This window comes from Curtobacterium sp. 1310 (assembly GCF_017834105.1).
Taxonomy (GTDB): domain Bacteria; phylum Actinomycetota; class Actinomycetes; order Actinomycetales; family Microbacteriaceae; genus Curtobacterium.
The window spans coordinates 92798-110027 of sequence record NZ_JAFICY010000007.1 but is presented as its reverse complement, the minus strand read 5'-3'; the positions used below and the strand labels follow the sequence as shown (position 1 = coordinate 110027).

At 73.3% G+C, this 17230-nt stretch carries 17 protein-coding genes and 1 pseudogene; 13 read left to right on the top strand and 5 right to left on the bottom strand.

Features of this window, described 5'->3' with window-relative positions; all coding sequences use genetic code 11:
• Positions 1–17: 17 nt before the first annotated feature.
• Both JOD95_RS15155 and JOD95_RS15150 read left to right on the top strand, forming a co-directional pair.
• A pseudogene (locus tag JOD95_RS15155) lies at positions 18–1045 on the top strand (LLM class flavin-dependent oxidoreductase).
• A 29-nt stretch (positions 1046–1074) separates the two neighbouring features.
• The gene (locus tag JOD95_RS15150) at positions 1075–1941 is read left to right on the top strand and encodes an SMP-30/gluconolactonase/LRE family protein (protein ID WP_066656201.1); all 867 of its coding nucleotides are present in this window, start codon (positions 1075–1077) and stop codon (positions 1939–1941) included.
• A gap of 101 nt (positions 1942–2042) precedes the next feature.
• On the opposite strand, the gene JOD95_RS15145 is transcribed toward JOD95_RS15150, so the two are convergent.
• Positions 2043–2765, bottom strand: coding sequence for a tyrosine-protein phosphatase (locus JOD95_RS15145; protein WP_209685873.1), 723 nt, complete (start codon positions 2763–2765; stop codon positions 2043–2045).
• Positions 2766–2926: 161 nt separating this feature from the next.
• On the opposite strand from JOD95_RS15145, the gene JOD95_RS15140 reads away from it, so the two are divergent.
• Complete coding sequence (locus JOD95_RS15140; RefSeq protein ID WP_066656188.1) at positions 2927–3376, top strand: DUF4383 domain-containing protein; 450 nt, start codon at positions 2927–2929, stop codon at positions 3374–3376.
• Positions 3377–3587: 211 nt separating this feature from the next.
• On the top strand, positions 3588–4016 hold the full coding sequence (locus JOD95_RS15135; RefSeq protein WP_066656185.1) for a hypothetical protein: 429 nt from the start codon (positions 3588–3590) through the stop codon (positions 4014–4016).
• Between the two features lie 30 nt (positions 4017–4046).
• Here the strand turns inward: JOD95_RS15135 and JOD95_RS17020 are convergent, their stop codons facing one another.
• From JOD95_RS17020 to JOD95_RS15120, 3 genes are all read right to left on the bottom strand, one after another.
• Positions 4047–5477, bottom strand: a complete 1431-nt coding sequence (locus tag JOD95_RS17020) for an FtsX-like permease family protein (RefSeq protein ID WP_209685871.1) — start codon at positions 5475–5477, stop codon at positions 4047–4049.
• Between the two features lies 1 nt (position 5478).
• Complete coding sequence (locus tag JOD95_RS15125; protein WP_209685869.1) at positions 5479–5910, bottom strand: hypothetical protein; 432 nt, start codon at positions 5908–5910, stop codon at positions 5479–5481.
• Positions 5911–6016: 106 nt separating this feature from the next.
• Positions 6017–6433 carry an HIT family protein gene (locus JOD95_RS15120; RefSeq protein WP_209685867.1) on the bottom strand — a complete coding sequence of 139 codons (417 nt, stop codon included), beginning with the start codon at positions 6431–6433 and terminating at the stop codon, positions 6017–6019.
• Between the two features lie 112 nt (positions 6434–6545).
• Here JOD95_RS15120 and JOD95_RS15115 point away from each other — a divergent pair, with 112 nt between their 5' ends.
• From JOD95_RS15115 to JOD95_RS15075, 9 genes are all read left to right on the top strand, one after another.
• Positions 6546–6770, top strand: a complete 225-nt coding sequence (locus JOD95_RS15115) for a PLDc N-terminal domain-containing protein (protein WP_066658679.1) — start codon at positions 6546–6548, stop codon at positions 6768–6770.
• Between the two features lie 179 nt (positions 6771–6949).
• A complete protein-coding gene (locus JOD95_RS15110; RefSeq protein WP_081985053.1) occupies positions 6950–8551 on the top strand; it encodes an MFS transporter in 1602 nt (533 codons plus the stop codon).
• A 236-nt stretch (positions 8552–8787) separates the two neighbouring features.
• Positions 8788–9468, top strand: coding sequence for an acyl-CoA dehydrogenase (locus tag JOD95_RS15105; RefSeq protein ID WP_209685865.1), 681 nt, complete (start codon positions 8788–8790; stop codon positions 9466–9468).
• The gene (locus JOD95_RS15100; protein WP_066656173.1) at positions 9465–10052 is read left to right on the top strand and encodes a signal peptidase I; all 588 of its coding nucleotides are present in this window, start codon (positions 9465–9467) and stop codon (positions 10050–10052) included. Before JOD95_RS15105 ends, JOD95_RS15100 begins: the two co-directional genes overlap by 4 nt.
• Positions 10049–10774: a hypothetical protein gene (locus JOD95_RS15095; RefSeq protein ID WP_066656170.1), complete on the top strand. Its 726-nt coding sequence runs from the start codon at positions 10049–10051 to the stop codon at positions 10772–10774. The genes JOD95_RS15100 and JOD95_RS15095 overlap by 4 nt, the downstream gene beginning before the upstream one ends.
• Entirely contained in the window at positions 10771–12675 is a 1905-nt protein-coding gene (locus JOD95_RS15090; protein WP_209685863.1) for a choice-of-anchor G family protein, read from the top strand. Before JOD95_RS15095 ends, JOD95_RS15090 begins: the two co-directional genes overlap by 4 nt.
• Positions 12676–12795: 120 nt before the next feature.
• Entirely contained in the window at positions 12796–13305 is a 510-nt protein-coding gene (locus JOD95_RS15085; RefSeq protein WP_209685861.1) for a hypothetical protein, read from the top strand.
• Between the two features lie 67 nt (positions 13306–13372).
• Entirely contained in the window at positions 13373–13933 is a 561-nt protein-coding gene (locus JOD95_RS15080; protein WP_209685859.1) for an RNA polymerase sigma factor, read from the top strand.
• Positions 13930–14799 (top strand): hypothetical protein, encoded by an 870-nt coding sequence (locus JOD95_RS15075; RefSeq protein ID WP_209685858.1) that lies wholly within the window; start codon positions 13930–13932, stop codon positions 14797–14799. Before JOD95_RS15080 ends, JOD95_RS15075 begins: the two co-directional genes overlap by 4 nt.
• A gap of 145 nt (positions 14800–14944) precedes the next feature.
• Here the strand turns inward: JOD95_RS15075 and JOD95_RS15070 are convergent, their stop codons facing one another.
• Positions 14945–17209, bottom strand: a complete 2265-nt coding sequence (locus tag JOD95_RS15070; RefSeq protein ID WP_209685966.1) for an FdhF/YdeP family oxidoreductase — start codon at positions 17207–17209, stop codon at positions 14945–14947.
• Positions 17210–17230 lie beyond the last annotated feature (21 nt).

Below are 17230 nucleotides of genomic sequence, written 5' to 3'. Positions count from 1 at the left end.
TCTGCGACGATCGGAGCATGCCCTCCGACGACCGGCCCCTCGAGCGCCTCGGCTTCCTGACCATCGGCTCGTTCGACCCCGTGCGCCCGGCCGACGGCCACGAGGAGACGCTCCGCGTGATCGAGCGAGCCGAGGCCCTCGGTTTCGACAGTGCCTGGCTCCGGCACCGCCACCTGCAGCACGGCATCTCGTCGCCCGTGGCGATCACGGCCGCCGCCTCGCAGCGCACCTCGCGGATCGCCCTCGGCACAGCGGTCACCCCGATCGGCGCCGAGAACCCGTTCCGCCTCGCCGAGGACCTCGGCACGGTGGACGTGCTGCTCGGCGGTCGGCTGCAGCCCGGCTTCTCCGTGGGGACGCCCATGCACTACGACCTCTACCGTGAGCGATCCACCCGGACACCGCCGAGCACGAGGACCTCGGCAACGACCGACTCCTGCGCTTCCGGGACCTCGTGCGCGGCGACCCCGTCACGGCGGCCGGGGAGCGCCGGGGGATCGAGGAGTTCGCCACGACCGTCCAACCGCAGAGCCCGGGGCTCGCCGACCGGATCTGGTACGGCACCGGCAGCACGCGGTCCGCGGTGTGGGCGGCCGAGCACGGCTTCCACCTGCTCACCTCGAGCGTGACCCGGAGCGAGGTCGGCACCGACTTCGCCGCGAACCAGCGCGCGCAGGTCGACGCCTACCTCGACGCGCACCCGGACCCTGCTTCGGCGCGGGTCTCGCAGGGCCTCGTGGTCATCCCGACCGACTCGGCGACGCCGCAGCAGGTCGAGCGGTACCGGGCCTACGCCGCGGCGCGAGCCGGTCGGGTCGGGGTCCCGCAGGGGCCGGGGAAGCTGCTGTTCGCCGCCGACCTGGTCGGGAGCTCGGCCGAGATCGCCGATCGACTCCGCGCCGACGCCGGGTACCAGGTGGCGACGGAGGTCGCCTTCGCGCTGCCGTTCTCGTTCGCGCCCGACGACTACGCGCAGATCATCGAGGACATGGCCGGGCGGCTCGGCCCCGAGCTCGGCTGGACCCCGGCCACGAGCGCCAGGTGACCGCCAGTCCCGAGTGGCAGGTTGGACGGGTGCACACCACCATCGACTCCGCGACCGAGGTCGTCTCCGGCATCCGCTTCCCCGAGGGCAACCGCTGGCACGACGGCCGGCTCTGGTACTCCGACATGCACACGGGCGAGGTCTTCTCGGTCGACCCCGGTGCGGCGGACGCGCGACCACGCCTCGAGACGACCATCGACGGCCAGTCGTCCGGCCTCGGGTGGCTCGCCGACGGTCGGCTGATCGTCAGTGCCATGAACGCCCGGACGATCCAGGTCGTGCGTCCCGACGGCTCGAACGAGCCGTTCGCCGACCTGTCGTCGACCGAACCGTCGCTCCTCAACGACCTGGTCGTCGACGAGGCGACCGGCCGGACGTACGTCGGCGCGTTCGGCTACGACCTGTACGGCGGTGAAGAACTCCGCCCGGGACCGCTCTACGTCGTCGACCAGGACGGCTCCGCCCGGCTCGCCGCCGACGGCCTGGTGTTCCCGAACAGCGCGAACGTGCTCCCCGGCACGCGGACCCTGGTGGTCAGCGAGACCTGGGGTGGTCGACTGACCGCGTTCGACATCGAGCCGGACGGGTCGCTCACCGGCCGCCGCGAGTGGGCGACGCTGCCCGGGGGCGTCACGCCGGACGGCAGCACGGTCGATGCCGAGGGCGCGATCTGGGTCTGCTCGGTGGACACGGGGGAGTTCCTCCGCGTCGTCGAGGGCGGCGAGGTCACCGACCGCATCGACGCCCCCGGCCTGTGTGCGATCGACTGCGCGCTCGGCGGCGAGGACGGTCGCACCCTCTACCTCGCCACCGCCGACAGCTACGACCCGGACACCACGGCGCGCACGCGCGCCGGGCGGATCAGCGCCGTCCGCGTCACCGTCCCCGGACCGTGACCGCACGACCGACCTGAGCAGTCGACGGCGGGGCGCAGCTGACGGACGGGAGGCGCGGTGCGGGCCGGCAGCGTGCCTCCCGTCCGACGGCTCCCGCGTGGTCAGGGCATGGTGAGTCGGGCGCGCAACCGTGCGCGCAGGTCGTCGTCGGCACCGACGGCGGCGAACGCCGCGTCGACGTCGGCGGCGACGTCCTCGACGATCGGTGTGACGGTGGCGAGCCACTCGGTCACCTGGTCGGCATCCCAGGTCGCCTGGCGGTCACCCGGAGCGTGGGTCCCGGTGCCGGCCATCGCGCGGACGGAAGCCGCGTGGTCCTCGGCGACGGCAGTCGGCGGGACGCCGGCGTTCGCGAGCAGCAGCGTGCTGATCATGCCCGTCCGGTCGCGCCCCGCACTGCAGTGCACGAGCACCCCGGACGGCGCGTCCGCGATCGCCCGCAGCGCACCGAGCACCAGGTCGGGCAGGATCCGCCAGTTGTGCCGCCAGTACTCGGGGGAGTCGAGGATCGGGAAGCACACCTCGCGGAACTCCGGGTCGTCCTGGTCCTCGGTCGGGGCCGCGACGACGGTGATGTCGGTGAGGGCGTCCGGAGCGACGAGGGGATCGCCCTCGCGACGCCCCACCTCGTCGGCGCACCGCAGGTCGACCACCGACCGGAGCCCCCACACGCGTGCGTCCTGCCAGCCCCGGTCCGTGAGCAGTTCCCGGCGCGGACCGCGTGCGATCCGGCCGCGCTGCGTCGCACCGGTCGGGGACGACGGGGTGGGGAGCCCGCCGAGGTCCCGCACGTTCCGGTAGCCGTCCCAGTCGAGTTCCCGCACCCTCCCACCGTACGACGGGTCCTGTCCGTTCGGCGCGTGCCCCCGGACGGGGGGAAACCGAGAGCAGGCTGCATGTCTACCGTGAAAGGCAACCGAGCGTGACACGCGTCACGTCCCCGACCGGAACCACGACCCGGTCCTCGCACACAAGGAGAGACCACATGTCCAGCGCAGCAACCCCCCGTACCGGTTCGACCCTCGTCCAGAAGGGCGCACTGCTCTTCGGGATCGTCTTCCTCATCGTCGGCATCGCCGGCTTCATCCCCGGACTCACGATGGACATGGGCACGCTGTCCTTCGCGGGCAACAGCTCGATGGCCATGCTCCTCGGCCTGTTCCAGGTGTCGGTGCTCCACAACATCGTGCACCTGCTGTTCGGCATCGTCGGCCTGCTCGCCGCCCGTTCGGCCGCGGGCTCGCGCTCGTACCTGCTCATCGGTGGCATCGTCTACGCCGTGCTGTTCGTCTTCGGCCTCTTCGTCGCCGGCATGGCCGGGGCTGCGAACTTCGTCCCGCTGAACAGCGCCGACAACGTCCTGCACGCCTTCCTCGCCGTCGCGATGATCGTCCTCGGCGTGCTCCTGCCCCGCGCCGGACGCACCACCCGCTGACACCCAGCCCAGCGCAGACAGGAGCGCGTCGGTCCTCGGACCGGCGCGCTCCTGTCGTCCGTGGGCAACGGGCGTGCGCCGGGACGGACGGGAGGCTCGTGGTCGACCCGCACCGTGCCTCCCGTCCGCCGGGTCGCGCGGTCCGCACCGGCGGTGCCAGGATGCCGTCAGCACCGGTCGCGGACCGGGCGGATCGGTGAGGGAGACGGGCATGGCCGAGGTGTTCAGCGACGCGGAGCGAGCCGCGATGCAGCAGGCAGCAGCGGAACGGAAGGCGACGCGCGGGCTGAAGGGCGCCGCGAAGCGCGAGGCCGAGCGCGAGGCGTGCACGGCCGCGATCGAGGCACTCGAGGGCTTCGACCAGGTCCTGGCCGCGCGCTACCACGTGCTCGTGACCGAGGTCGCTCCGGAGCTCGATCCGAAGACCTGGTACGGGTTCCCGTCGTACGCGCGGGACGGCAAGGTCGTCACCTTCGTGCAGCCGGCCTCGAAGTTCGGTGCGCGCTACGCGACCGTCGGGTTCCAGGAGGACGCCACGCTCGACGACGGCGCGATGTGGGCGACCTCGTTCGCCGTCGTCGAGTGGACCGACGAGGTCGAGCAGCGGCTCCGGGAGCTCGTGCGCCGGGCGGCCGGCTGACCCCGGGTCGCCGGCCGGCCCCGTCGGGCGCTACTCGTACCGGAGCGCGGTCACCGGGGCCGCCCGCACGGCTCGTGCCGCCGGGCCCAGCGCAGCGGCGAGCCCGGTGCCCGCAGCGCCGACCACCACGACGACCACGAGCCAGAGCGGCACGACGGGCGCGACGAGTTCCGCACCCTTGGTCGCGCCGAGCAGCGTGTACGCCCCGGCCCAGCCGTACGCGGTGCCGAGCAGCCCGCCGAGCACGACCGCGACCGCGACCGTGATCGCCGTCTCCGCGAGGACGAGCGCGCGGACCTGCTGCCGCGTCGCGCCCACCACCCGGAGCAGTCCGAGCTCACGTCCCCGCTGCGCGGTCGTCAGGGCCGTGACGGCGACGACCCCGGCGGCCGCGATGACCCCGGCGGCACCGACGAGGCCGGTGAACATGACCGCGAGCTGGTCGAACTGCTCCTGGATGCCGCGGTAGTACTCGGGGTCGTCCGCGGCCTGGCCCTGGAGCATGCTGGCGTAGGTCGAGAACCCGACGGCGAACGTGGCCATGAGCGTCACCGCGATGAGCAGCCCCACCGTCGCGCGGGCGGTGCGCTTCGGCGCCCGGAGCGAGTTCCGTGCGGCCATCGCCGGCACGACCGACCGGGCGGACGCGGCGGCCGCGATCCGCAGGACGGCGGGGAGCAGCACCGGGGCGGCGACCACGACGCCCGTGAACGACAGGGCACCGCAGGCCACCGCGAGCAGCAGGCAGTCGACGCTCGTCGCGCCGAGCACCACGGCGACGCCGAGCCCCGCCGTGCCGAGCAGGGAGAGCGTGCTCGCGGTCACCGTGCGGCCGACGGAACGGGTCGTGCCGGGAGCGGCCTCGACGCCGGCCTCGAGCGCGCGGAGCGGGGAGATGGTGAGGACGGCGCGGGAGCCGATGCGGAACGCGACCGTCGTGATGACCGCGACCAGGAGCCCGATCGGGACCAGGGACGGCGGGGCGACGACGCCGAGCGACGGGAGCACGTCCGCGGCCGCGGCGACGGCGAGCGCGGCGTCCGCGACGACCGCGCCGAGGACGGTGCCGACGGCGGCGCCGACGATCCCGCAGGTCGCCCCGGTCCGGGTGACCTGCCAGCGGAGCTGCTGACCGGTGGCACCGAGGACACGCTGCAGTCCGAGCGAGCGGGTGCGGCCGGCGATGACGGTCGCGCAGGTGTTGGACGCGACCACGGCGCTGACGTACAGGGCGATCCCGATGAAGACCCACGCCACGACGGGCAGGATCGCGGCCACCGTGGCGCTCGACCCGGTGCGTTCGCCGAGCTCGACGATCCGGAGCGCGGCCTCGGCGCCGGTGACGACGAGGGCGCCGAGGCCGGCGGAGAGGGCCGCGACGGCGACCGTGGCGCGGTGCTCGCCGAACGGACGGGCGCGCCGCGTCCTCGTGCGTCGGTGGCGGCCGCGGGGACGGGGCACGTCAGGACCCGCCGTCGCCCGGGTTCGGCGTCCAGGCGACCCAGCGGTCACCCGTCGACGTCATCGACCACGGGCCGCACCGCAGCACCGAGGTGGCCTTGTACACGTCCGGCGCACCGTCGACGTCCATCGTCGGCGCGGACTGCCGGGGCGTCGTGCGGCAGGCGTCGTCGGTGACACCGTCGGTGCTCGTGAAGACCAGCGTGGTCGGGGTCGCGTCGGAGCCCTTCCCGCCGGTGCCTGCGACCGAGGTGATGTCGCTGGCGTCCGAGGGCAGCCAGTCGGGTGCGGAGTCGAGGTCGGCGCGGCTCGAGGCCTCGGAGGTCACCCGGTCGTGGGCGAGGTCGCCGAGGGCCGAGCAGCCGGTGAGCGTCAGGGCGCCGAGGGCGAGCACGCCGACGGCGAGGGGAGCGGTGATCGTGGAGCGGGGCATGTCGAGCCTTTCGTGTCTGGGACGATCACAGCGCACCGCGGCCCACGGCGGGATCGGCACAGCGGAGGACCGACGTGCTCCTCCGGGATGACATCCGGTGCCGCGCCTACTCGAACATCGCCCGCAGGTCGGCGTACGGATCGCCGTCGTGCACGTGCGCCGACGGCGGCTCCGGCCAGTGCGTCGTGCCGTCGTCCGGCCAGCAGGGCACCACGTGGAAGTGCAGGTGCGGCACGCTCTGCCCGGCGTCGGTGCCGGAGGCCTGCAGGAGGACGGTCCCGGTCGCGCCGAGGGCACCCCGCAGGGCGAGGCCGACCCGTCGCGCCAGCGCCGTGCAGGCTGCGAGCGAGGTGGGGTCGGCGCTGAGCAGGTCCGCGGTGTGGGCGACCGGGACGACCAGCGTGTGCCCGGGCGCCAGCGCCGACGCCGGGAGCGGGGCGAAGGCGACGGCGTGCTCCTCGCGTTCGACCCAGGTGACCGGTTCCCCGCCGGCGATGATGCTGCAGAACGTGCACGACTCCATCGCTCCAGTCTGGTCGACGCCGACCAGGGGGGAGTGAGGTCGTCCTCGCGGAGGACGCGACCGACACGGGGCGCGTCCTAGCGTGGGACCTCCGACGACGAAGGAGGACGACGTGTTCGAGAACCTCGCTGGTGCCCACGTGCTGGTGCTCGTGCTGCTGCTGACCCTGGACGTGCTGGCGCTGGTGCAGGTCTGGCGCGACCGACGCCGGAGCGACGCGGTGAAGATCGTCTGGACGCTCGTCATCGTCCTGGTGCCGGTCGTCGGCGTGCTCGGTTGGGCGGTCAACTGGCTCCTGGGGAGGGCGGCGGACGGCCTGCAGCGCACGGGGCGCTGACCCTCCGGCCCCTCCGGCCCGTCCGGGGCGTCTGCTGCGTCCGAGGTGTCCGAGGTGTCCGAGGTGTTCGAGGTGTCCGAGGTGTTCGCGGTGTCCTCAGCGTCCGCGGGTCGGATCGGGGGACAAGAACCGCACAGCCTGCGGATCGCCCCGAGGGCCCGGCCTAGCGTGGCATCGTCATGGCAGCCGAACACCGCAGACCCGTCGAGCCCGATGCGGCTCCCACCGTCGCGCACCACACCGCGCACCACGCCGCGAGCGCCGAGCAGCCCTCGGGACCGCAGGCCGAGCAACACCCCGAGCAGCACCCCGACCAGCAGCAGCCGACCGGCGGACGACCGGCGCAGCAGCAGGACGACGCCCCGGACCCGAACCGGTGGAAGGCACTCGTCATCTGCCTGCTCGGCGGCGGCATCGTCCTGCTCGACGTGTCGATCGTCAACGTCGCACTCCAGTCCATCTCGAGCGGCCTGAGCGGCGCGACCCCCGAGGCCGTCCAGTGGATCCTGTCCGGGTACGCCCTGGCGTTCGGACTGCTGCTCGTGCCCGGTGGCCGGCTCGGTGACGCCGTCGGCCGTCGCCGCATGTTCGTCGTCGGTGTCGCACTCTTCACGGTGGCGAGCGCGCTCTGCGGCTTCGCCCCGAACGGGTTCGTGCTCGTCGTCGCCCGCCTGGTGCAGGGCCTGGCCGGCGGTCTGCTCACCCCGCAGGTCACCGCGCTCATCCAGCAGCTGTTCCGCGGCAAGGAGCGCGGCACCGCCTTCGGCCTGTTCGGCGCGACCGTCGGCATCGCGACCGCGATCGGTCCGCTGGTGGGCGGCCTGCTCATCACGGCGTTCGGCACCGAGAACGGGTGGCGCTTCGTCTTCTTCGTGAACCTGCCCGTCGGGCTCGTCACGATCCTGCTCGCCTTCCGCTACCTGCCCACCACGCCGAAGGCGGAGCGCGGCCAGAAGCACGACTTCGACCCGGTCGGGATCGTCCTGCTCGGCGCCGCGGTCGTCGCGCTGCTGCTGCCCTTCGTGCAGTCGGAGCAGTGGAAGAGCAACGCCAAGTGGTGGCTCGTCGTCGCCGCGGTGGTGTTCGCGGTGCTGTTCGTGCTCTGGGAGCGCCGCTACGGCCGGGACCACGAGCCCGTGGTCGACCTGCGGCTGTTCCGCCGCCGGTCGTTCTCGCTCGGGGTCGGTCTCGCCACGGTCTACTTCGCCGGGTTCACCCCGCTGTTCTTCGTCCTGACCCTGGCGCTGCAGTCGGGCCTGCAGTACTCCGCGCTGCTCGCGGGCGTCGCCTCGGTGCCGTTCGCCATCGGCTCGGGCATCGCATCGACCGTCGGCGGCCGGATCGTGCACCGCTTCGGTCGGCAGCTCATCGTGGTCGGCACCGTGCTGGTGCTCATCGGCCTCGGCGCAGTCGTCTGGGTCGTCGCGGAACACTACGGCCCGGACCTCGGCTGGTGGCTCGTGCTGCCGCTGCTCGTCGCCGGCATCGGGTCGGGTCTCACCATCTCGCCGAACCAGACGCTCACGCTCTCCGAGGTACCGGTCCAGCAGGGCGGGTCCGCAGGTGGTCTCATCCAGGTGGGGGCCCGCGTCGGCTCGGCGATCGGCATCGCCGCGGTCGGCAGCGTGTTCTACTCGTCGCTGGCGAGCACGAAGGGCGACTACTCGCAGGGCCTGCCGCTCGGGCTCGGGGTCTCCCTGGTCTTCGTCGCGGCGGCGCTCATCGCCGGGATCGTCGACGTCGTGGTGGGGAAGGTCCGCGGGACGGAGGCGTCCGTCTGAACGGGCGCGACCGTTGCGCGGCGACCAGCTGACGGACGGGAGGCGCGGTGCCAGCGGGCACCGCGCCTCCCGTCCGTAGTCTCCGGAGCAATCCTCGCGGTTGGCTTGTCTTCCGGCCGGAGGTCCGGCAGCATGTCCCCAGAAGAGCGGACAGCCGCCGACGGGGGACCTCACCAGCTCCCGCCGTGTCGGACCGGCCCACCACCGGCGTCCGCGTGCACGGATCAGGAGCAACGATGTCAGGACAGTCCAGCGCGCCCGCTTCGCGGCGCACCAGGGCCGCGGCGCTCGTCGCCGGCGGCGCCCTCGTCGTCGGCGGGGTCGGGTACACGCTCGCGTCGTGGACGGACACCGAGTGGGTGTTCGGCGGGAACGGGACCGGAGGGCCGGGGATCGGGACCTCCACCTTCGAGGTGGAGCAGAACGTCACCGCGGCGCTCGACTCCGGGTGGACGCAGGCCGAGGAGAACCCCGGCCAGGAGATGACCTTCGGCCTCGACGGCATCGCGCTCTCGCCGGGCGACGCGACGTACGCCGGTGTCCGACTCCGGACGGTGGCGGGCTCGATCGCGGGCGACGTGCGGATGGCGGCGGCGGAGACCGCGACCGGGGTGACGACCTCCGACCCCGGCGAGCTGCTCTGGCAAGCCCTGCAGGTCCGCGTCGCGACGACGGCCGACGGCGTCCCGTGCGGTGCGACGGCCTTCACCACCGGCACCGTCATCGCCGACGGGCCCCTTGCGTCGACCGGAGCCGCCGCGAGCCAGGCGCTCGCGGCGGACGCCGGTTCGGAGCAGGCGTACTGCTTCGAGGTGTCGCTCCCGACCACGCCGTCGCTGCCCGCCGGGGTCGCGCTCGACGCACTGCAGGGACGGACCGCGGCGCCGGCATGGATGTTCGCAGCCACCTCGAGGTGACCGGGGTCGTTCCGGTGCAGGACAGCGCGGCAGTGGTCTCGACCGCCGCTGCACGCCGTCGCGGCGTGCTGCACCGCCTGCGAGCCGTCGTCGTCGCCGTGGCGGGGGTCGTCGGTGTCCTCTGCGTCGCGTGGTGGGTCGTCGCCACGACGACGGGGCTGTCGCTCGTGGTCGTGACCACCGGGTCGATGAGCCCGACGATCCCCGCCGGGGCGGTCGTCGTGTCCGAGCGGATCGCAGCGGCTGACGTGCGACCGGGGCAGGTCGTCACGGTCCCGCGACCGGGATCCGAGCTGCCGGTGACCCACCGCGTGGTCGCCGTCGATCGGGTGCCGGGTGACCCGGAGGCGAGGTCGCTGACGATGCGGGGCGACGCGAACGACACGATCGACCGTGATCCCTCGGTCGTCCGCGAGGCCCGGCTCACCGTCGCCAGCGCCCCCGGGCTCGGGCACGTGCTGCAGTGGTCCTCGACCCCCGTTGCCCGCGGGCTGGCGGTGGCGACGGTCGGCCTGCTCGTCGTGTGGTCGTTCTGGCCAGCACGACGGACCGCTCGGGACGACGACACCGGAGCGCGAGCATGAGTCGTACGGCGGGCGCTCGTGCGGGAGTCACCGCGGCCGGAGCGGTCATCTGCGCCGTCCTCGGGCTCGCCAGCGGCGGTGCGGCCGTCGCAGCGGGGTGGCACGTCGTTCCCGAGACCGGAGTACCGGGCGGTCTCGTGCTCGAGGCATCGCCGTACCCGCTGCGCGCACCCGAGCTGCAGCCCGGTCGACCGGTCCACTGGCAGGTGCGCACCAGTGTCGACCGACCAGGGCTGATCGCGACGGAGGTGCAACTCCGTCGGGACGGAGCGCTCGCCGAGCACCCGGACGGCCTCCGGGTCGCCGTGTCGGCGTGCGAGCGGCCCTGGCGAGGACTCGATGCCGTGCCGGTCTGCGACGGCGGGCAGCGGGTCCTGTCGGTCGGTCCGGGAGAGCCCGACACCCTCCGTGTGCCGGTCTCCGATCCCGACGGCGACGGTGCGACCTGGCTGCTCGTCGAGCTCGCCGTCGCCGACACCGCGGGAGCCTCGGCCGACGACGGGCTCATGGGACTCCGAGCGACCGTGGGGCTCGGGGTGACCGCGAGCGCGGACGACGCGGTCGCGGGGCCACCGGTGTCGCCGACGGCGTCGTCCACCTCGCTGGCCTCCACCGGTGCGGCCTTCGTGGCGCCGCTGTTCGTCGCGGCGGCGCTCGTGCTCGCCGGGGTGGTGGTCCGGGTGTGGCGGACAGCGGCGTCGAGCGACGGGTGCGCCCGGTGATCCCGCGCACGAGCCCGCGCCACCGTGCCCGTCACCGCCCGGCGGTGCTCGGCATGCTGCGCCGTGGTCGTGGCGCCGTGCTGGTCGGGATCGTGGCGGTGGTCGGGGCGACCGCAGCGGTGACGGTCCCCGGACCCGCCCCGTCGACCGCGACGTGGCAGGACTCGGAGTGGGTGCACGGTGACGGTGCTCTGGGGACCTCGTCGTTCTCGTGCGGCGAGGACGTCGGCTACACGGCGAACTCCTCGAGCCGGTTCCTCGCCGGGAGCGTGGCGGGGCAGGACCTCGGGGCGGTCGCGGACCTGCGCGGGCTCGACGTGACGAAGACCGGCACGCAGGGCGTCTCGGTCAGCCCGGCGACCGCGCCCGAGATCACCCGCACGGAGACCACCGCCGCGTACGGCAACCCCCTCGACGTCGGCGTCCTGGGCAGTGTCGCCGGACTCGACCTGACCGGCCTCGGCACCGGACTGCCCGGAGGATCGGCCGGAGCGGTCAACCAGGTCGCGACGTCCGTCGCCACGGGCAGGTCGGTCGCCGCTTCCGGCCTGGTCAGTGACTCCGGGGGCGTGCTCGTCACCGACACCACGCCGACCGAGGCGCTGCCCGAGCCGGCGACGCTCGACCTCGGGCAGGCCCTGGCAGGGGTCGTCGACCTGCGGAACGTCTCGGACGTCGGGCTCGAGGTCGGGGCCGTGGGATCCTCGGCGCAGCTCGACGGCTGCGACCTGCTCGAGGACGAGGTGTGGGGGACCGCGGGTCCCACCGCGGCCGGTGCAGGTGCTGACGCGCCCACCGTCCGACCTGCGTTGCTCGCGGCGACGGGGACCACGACGGCTCCCGTTGCGGCTGCCGCTGCCGACGGGTCGCGGCGGGTGACGCGCGACTACGGGATCGCCGGGCTCGACCTGCGGATCGACAGTCCGCTCGTCTCGTCGCTCACGAGCTCGGTGGACAGCACGGTGCGGACGCTCGACGGCGCGGTGGCCCAGCTCGCCGGTCCGGGCGGGCTGCTCGCGAACGCCGTCAGGGCCGAGATCGGCGCGGAGTTGCTCGGCGGCACGCTCCGCGTCGGGACCGTGCGCGGCAGCGTGACCCTGCAGGGAGCCGACCTCGGGACCGCGATCGCCCCGATCACCCGGGAGCCGCTGACCGACGGCGTCGTCACGGTCGACCTCGCGTCCGGCAGCGTCCACGTCGACCTCGCACGGCTCGTCGGTGGTCGGTCCTCGGGGTTGAACGGCCTGCCCCCGAACACCGAGATCGTCCTCGACGCCGGTCTCGTGGACCAGCTCACGGCCAGGGTCACGGCGATGCTGGACGCCTGGACGCAACGCATCGCGGCGGTCCTGACCTCGACGCTCGAGGCGTTGCGCCTGCAGGTCGCGCTCGACGTCCAGCTGCTCGGCCTGCTCGGGACACCGGTCGTCGAACTGGACATCCGCACGGACAGCGGGCTCGGGACCGCCGCCGGCGGGAGCGGGACCGTGACCGTCGGGTCGAAGCTGCTCGGGCTCGACCTCGGACTGGGCGGTCTCGTCAGCCTGCTCGTCAGCGGCCTCACGGAGGACCTCCCGGGAGTCGTCCAGGGTGTGGCGAGGGGACTCCTGGCCCAGGTCACCACCGCGGGCAGCACCCTGGCAGCGGCGACGGGGCCGCTCGTGGCCGCGGTCACACCGGTGCTCCGGGCGCTCCCCGCGCTGCTGTCGGTGCAGGTCAACGTGCAGCGCGACCTCCCCGGTTCCCGTGACGGTCGGTACGCGAGGACGGGCGCGTACTCGGTGACGGCGATCCGCATCGGTGTCCTCGGACCGGGCGGAGGCACACCCCTCGCCCGGGTCGACCTGGCGTCGTCGACGGTCGGGCCGAACCTGGTCGACCTCGGTACCCCGCGGTCCTGAGGGCCTCCGCCGCCGCGCTGACACGGAGCGGGTCGTCTCCTAGGGCTGCCGTCGGCGTCTCGACTCCGCTACCGTCGCGGTACGCGGGCGACGAGTCCGTGAGCGACCGGAGGGGGCACCGTGACGACGGACGACCGCGCGCAGGACAGCGACCGACCGCTGCGACGACCGACGGTGGTCACCGCGGCCCTGGCGATCTGGGCGGTCGTGCTGCTGGTACGGGTCACCACGGTCTCGGTGGCAGCGGTGCAGCTGGCGCAGGACGAGTCCGGTGGTCCGCTCATCGCGGTGATCGGTGGGGTGCTCGGCATCGGGATCTGCGCGTTGCTCGCCTGGGCGACCCTGCTCGTGTGGCGTGGTTCCGGCACCGCGCGGGTGTGGCTCGGGGTGCTGGGTGCCTTCGCCCTGGTGGACGTCGTGATCGCCGTGGCCGTCGGGAGCGCGGACCGGCCCACGCTCGAGCCGGTCGCTGTCGTCGCCGCTGCCGTGCTGCTGTACCTGCCGTCGGCACGCCCGTGGTTCCCTCGCTGGGAGCGACGCCCGCGTGCGCAGGAACCGAGGACCATCGGCTGGGACCCGCAGACCGGGGAGCGGATCACGGAGCCGCGCGAGGCCGCCGACCAGCGCTGAACACGCCGCGCCCGCGCGCGACACGCCGAGCCGGGAACCGATCGCGTCGGTGCGGACACCACCTGACATGAACCAGATCACGGGGGACGGGGCCGACTGGGCCCTGAGCCTCGCGGGGGACGGGCAGGCCTTCGGCAGGGTCTTCGACCGGCACGCCGCGAGGCTCCGGCGACATGCCGTCGGCCTCGTCCCGGCAGCAGCACCGGCCGACGCGGACGACGTCGTCGCGATGACCTTCCTCGAGGCCTGGCGGCGCCGTGACCACGTCCGTTTCGTCGACGACTCGCTCCTGCCGTGGCTCCTCGTCACGGCGACGAACACCGCGCACAACGTCACCCGGTCGGCGCACCGGCACCGGGCGTTCCTCGGCCGGTTCCCGGCGCCCGAGCCGGCACCCGACCCCGCGGAGCAGTTCGGCGACGGCGGTGCGGTCGCGGCCATGGGGCGGCTGTCGCTCGACGACCAGCGCGTCCTGACCCTCTGCGTGCTCGAGGGACTCAGCGAGCGCGAGGCGTCGGCGGTGCTCGGCGTCGCCCCCGGGACCGTCAAGTCCCGACTCCACCGGGCGAAGGCCCGGCTCCACAAGCGGTACACAGCCACAGCGGAACCCCTCGGAGGCGCACTGTGAACGACGACTTCTCCCCCCGCCTGACCGCCATGCGCGACGCGCTCGTCGCGGAGGTCGACCGCACCGGTGCTCCGGGGACCGCCCGGGCCCGTCGCCGGCGCCCGACGCGTGCCACCGTGCTCGCCGTCCTCGCCGCGTTCGTGGTCGGCGGCGGGCTGACCGGCGGCCTCACCGCAGCGGCGCTGCCGGGCGCAGACCCCGACGCCGCGGTCGAGACCGGGCTGGCGATCTCCGCCCGGTACCAGGTCGAGGAGGGCGACCACGCGCGCGTGCTCGGGGACCCGGTCTTCCTCGTGGCGCACGGGGACCGGACGACGACGGTCGTCGATCCGCCCCGCGGTGCGGACGCACTCACCGTCGCGTGGACCTGCCTCGATGCCGGGAGCTTCCGCGTCGAGGTCGACGGCACCCCGGTCGGCGGCGAGTCCTGCACACCCGCACGCGACGGCCGTGATCCGGTCACGGTGGACTTCCTGCCGGTCGACGACGGGGCGGTGCGGGTGACGGTCGCGGCCTCGGGATCGGCACGGTGGGCGCTGTGGACGTCGTGGACGCAGCGGGCGACGATCGCGGGACCGTCGCCGCAGCAGGACGCCGAGACCGACGACGGGGTCGTCACGTTGCAGGAGTACACGACGGCGTTCAACCGGCTGCAGGCGTGCATGGCGCAGGCCGGCCACCCGATGGCCGTCGTCCCGCTCACGTACGCCGCGGACGGCCTGTCGAGCTCGACACCGGGCGGCGACGGGCCCTGGTACCGGTACGGCATCGCGTCGGAGAGCATCGAGGTCTACGACACCCAGTGCTACCCGCGCGAGTTCGAGGCCGTCGACACGATCTGGCAGGGCGAGCACCCGGAGCCCTGACCCGGCACCGCGGCGGACGGGAGGCACGGTGCCGGCTGGCACCGTGCCTCCCGTCCGTCAGCGGTGCGCGTTCCGCGACGTCGCGGCTGTCGAACGACAGCGGTCTCGTCGCAGGACGCGTGTCACGCGCCGCCGCCCGCGTGCCTCACACGCCCGCGGGCACCGCCACCCGTGTCAACCGCACCGGCACCGCCTTCGACACCGGCGTGTTGCTGCCCTTCGCCGCGCTGTCGAGCGGCACGAGCACGTTCGCCTCGGGGAAGTACGCCGCCGCACACCCGCGAGCACTCGGGTACGCGACGACCCGGTAGTCGCGCAGCACGCGCTCGACGTCGTCGTCCCACACCGTCGCGACGTCCACCCGGTCGCCGTCCTGCAGCCCGAGCTCGACCAGGTCGTCCGGGTTCACGAAGACGACGTGGCGGCCCTTCTTGATGCCGCGGTACCGGTCGTTCAGGCTGTAGATCGTCGTGTTGTACTGGTCGTGCGACCGCAGCGTCTGCAGCAGCAGGGTGCCCTCGGGGCGCTCCACGTGCTCGAGCTCGTTCACGGTGATCATCGCCTTGCCGGTCTTCGTGGCGAAGGTCCGGGAGTCGCGGGGACCGTTCGGCAGGACGAAGCCCTCCTTGCTCGCGGCGCGGCGGGAGTAGTCGTCGAAGCCGGGGACGACGTGGCTGATGTGGTCGCGGATCACGTCGTAGTCGTCCCGCATGCCCTGCCAGTCGACGGCCACGCGGTCACCGAGGGTGGCCTTCGCGAGCTCGCAGACGATCGCGACCTCGGACAGCAGCCCGGGGGCGACCGGCGGGACCTGCCCGTGGCTGCCGTGCACGGAGCACACGGTGTCCTCGACCGAGACGAACTGCGGACCCGCGGCCTGCACGTCGATCTCGGTGCGGCCCATCGTCGGCAGGATCAGGGCTTCCTCGCCCACGACGGCGTGCGACCGGTTCAGCTTCGTCGACACCTGCACCGTCATCTCGGTGCCGCGGAACGCCGCCTCGGCGAGCTGGCTGTCGGAGATCGCGGCGACGAGGTTGCCGCCCATCCCCATCCAGAACTTGATCTCGCCGCGCTGCATGGCCGTGATGCCCTTCAGCGCGTCGACCCCGTGCTCGCGGGGCGGCTCGAAGTGGAACTCCTCCGCCAGGGCGTCGAGGAAGCTGTCCGGCATCTGCTCCCAGATGCCCATCGTCCGGTCGCCCTGCACGTTGCTGTGCCCGCGGATCGGCGAGGCGCCGGCGCCGGGTCGGCCGATGTTCCCGCGGAGGAGCAGGAGGTTGATGATCTCCTTGATCGTGTCGACGGCCTTGGTGTGCTGCGTGATGCCCATCGCCCAGGTGATGATCGTCCGCTCGGAGCGCATGTAGCGCTCGGCGAGCTCGTCGATCTCCTCGGTGGTCAGGCCGGTGGCGCGGAGGACCTCGTCGTCGTCGACTCGCAGGACGTGCTCGACGAACGCCTCGTACCCGCTGGTGTGCTCGGCGATGAAGGCGTGGTCGACGACCGTGCCGGGGGCGGCGAGCTCGGCCTGCACGACGCGCTTCGCGAGCGCCTGCAGCAGGGCCATGTCGCCGCCGAGCCGGATCTGCACGAACTGGTCGGCGATCTCGGTCCCGCGGCCGACGATGCCCCGGACCTTCTGCGGGTTCTTGTAGCGCTTCAGGCTCGACTCGGGGAGCGGGTTGACGGCGACGATCTCGGCGCCGTTCTCCTTGGCGTCCTCGAGCGCGGTGAGCATCCGGGGGTGGTTCGTGCCGGGGTTCTGGCCCATCACGATGATGAGCTCGGTCTCCTCGAAGTCGTCGTAGGCGATGGTCGACTTGCCGATGCCGACGACCTCCGCCATCGCGAGGCTCGTCGACTCGTGGCACATGTTCGAGCAGTCGGGCAGGTTGTTCGTGCCGAAGGCACGGACGAAGAGCTGGTAGACGAAGGCCGCCTCGTTCGAGGTGCGCCCGGAGGTGTAGAACGACGCCTGGTCGGGGGAGTCGAGCCCGTTCAGCTTGTCCGCGATGATCCCGAACGCCCGCTCCCAGCTGACCGGCTCGTAGTGGTCCTTCCCCGCGGGCTTCCACACGGGTTCGGTGATGCGGCCCTGCTGTCCGAGCCAGTACTCGGTCTTGTCGGCGAGGTCGTGGACCGAGTGCTCGGACCAGAACGTGCGCGGCACGAGCAGCGGGGTGGCCTCCCACACGACCGCCTTTGCGCCGTTCTCGCAGAACTCGGCGGTCTTGCGCTTGTCCGGGTCCGGCCAGGCGCAGCTCATGCAGTCGAACCCGCCCTTCTGGTTCAGGTTCAGCATGAGCTTGGCGGTGCGGGCCACGCCCAGCTGCTCGATCGCCGGGGCCATCGAGTGCAGGACGCCGGGGACGCCTGCGGCCCACTCCTTCGGTTCGCCGACCGTCATCTCGGCGTCGGTCACGTCGTC

Coding starts and splice junctions, on each gene's coding strand:
- JOD95_RS15110 (WP_081985053.1), top strand. CDS start 6,950: ATGGCAGCCGAACACCGCAGACCCGTCGAGCCCGATGCGGCTCCCACC.
- JOD95_RS15120 (WP_209685867.1), bottom strand. CDS start 6,433: ATGGAGTCGTGCACGTTCTGCAGCATCATCGCCGGCGGGGAACCGGTC.
- JOD95_RS15140 (WP_066656188.1), top strand. CDS start 2,927: ATGTCCAGCGCAGCAACCCCCCGTACCGGTTCGACCCTCGTCCAGAAG.
- JOD95_RS15105 (WP_209685865.1), top strand. CDS start 8,788: ATGTCAGGACAGTCCAGCGCGCCCGCTTCGCGGCGCACCAGGGCCGCG.
- JOD95_RS15135 (WP_066656185.1), top strand. CDS start 3,588: ATGGCCGAGGTGTTCAGCGACGCGGAGCGAGCCGCGATGCAGCAGGCA.
- JOD95_RS15095 (WP_066656170.1), top strand. CDS start 10,049: ATGAGTCGTACGGCGGGCGCTCGTGCGGGAGTCACCGCGGCCGGAGCG.
- JOD95_RS15125 (WP_209685869.1), bottom strand. CDS start 5,910: ATGCCCCGCTCCACGATCACCGCTCCCCTCGCCGTCGGCGTGCTCGCC.
- JOD95_RS15080 (WP_209685859.1), top strand. CDS start 13,373: ATGAACCAGATCACGGGGGACGGGGCCGACTGGGCCCTGAGCCTCGCG.
- JOD95_RS15070 (WP_209685966.1), bottom strand. CDS start 17,209: ATGACGGTCGGCGAACCGAAGGAGTGGGCCGCAGGCGTCCCCGGCGTC.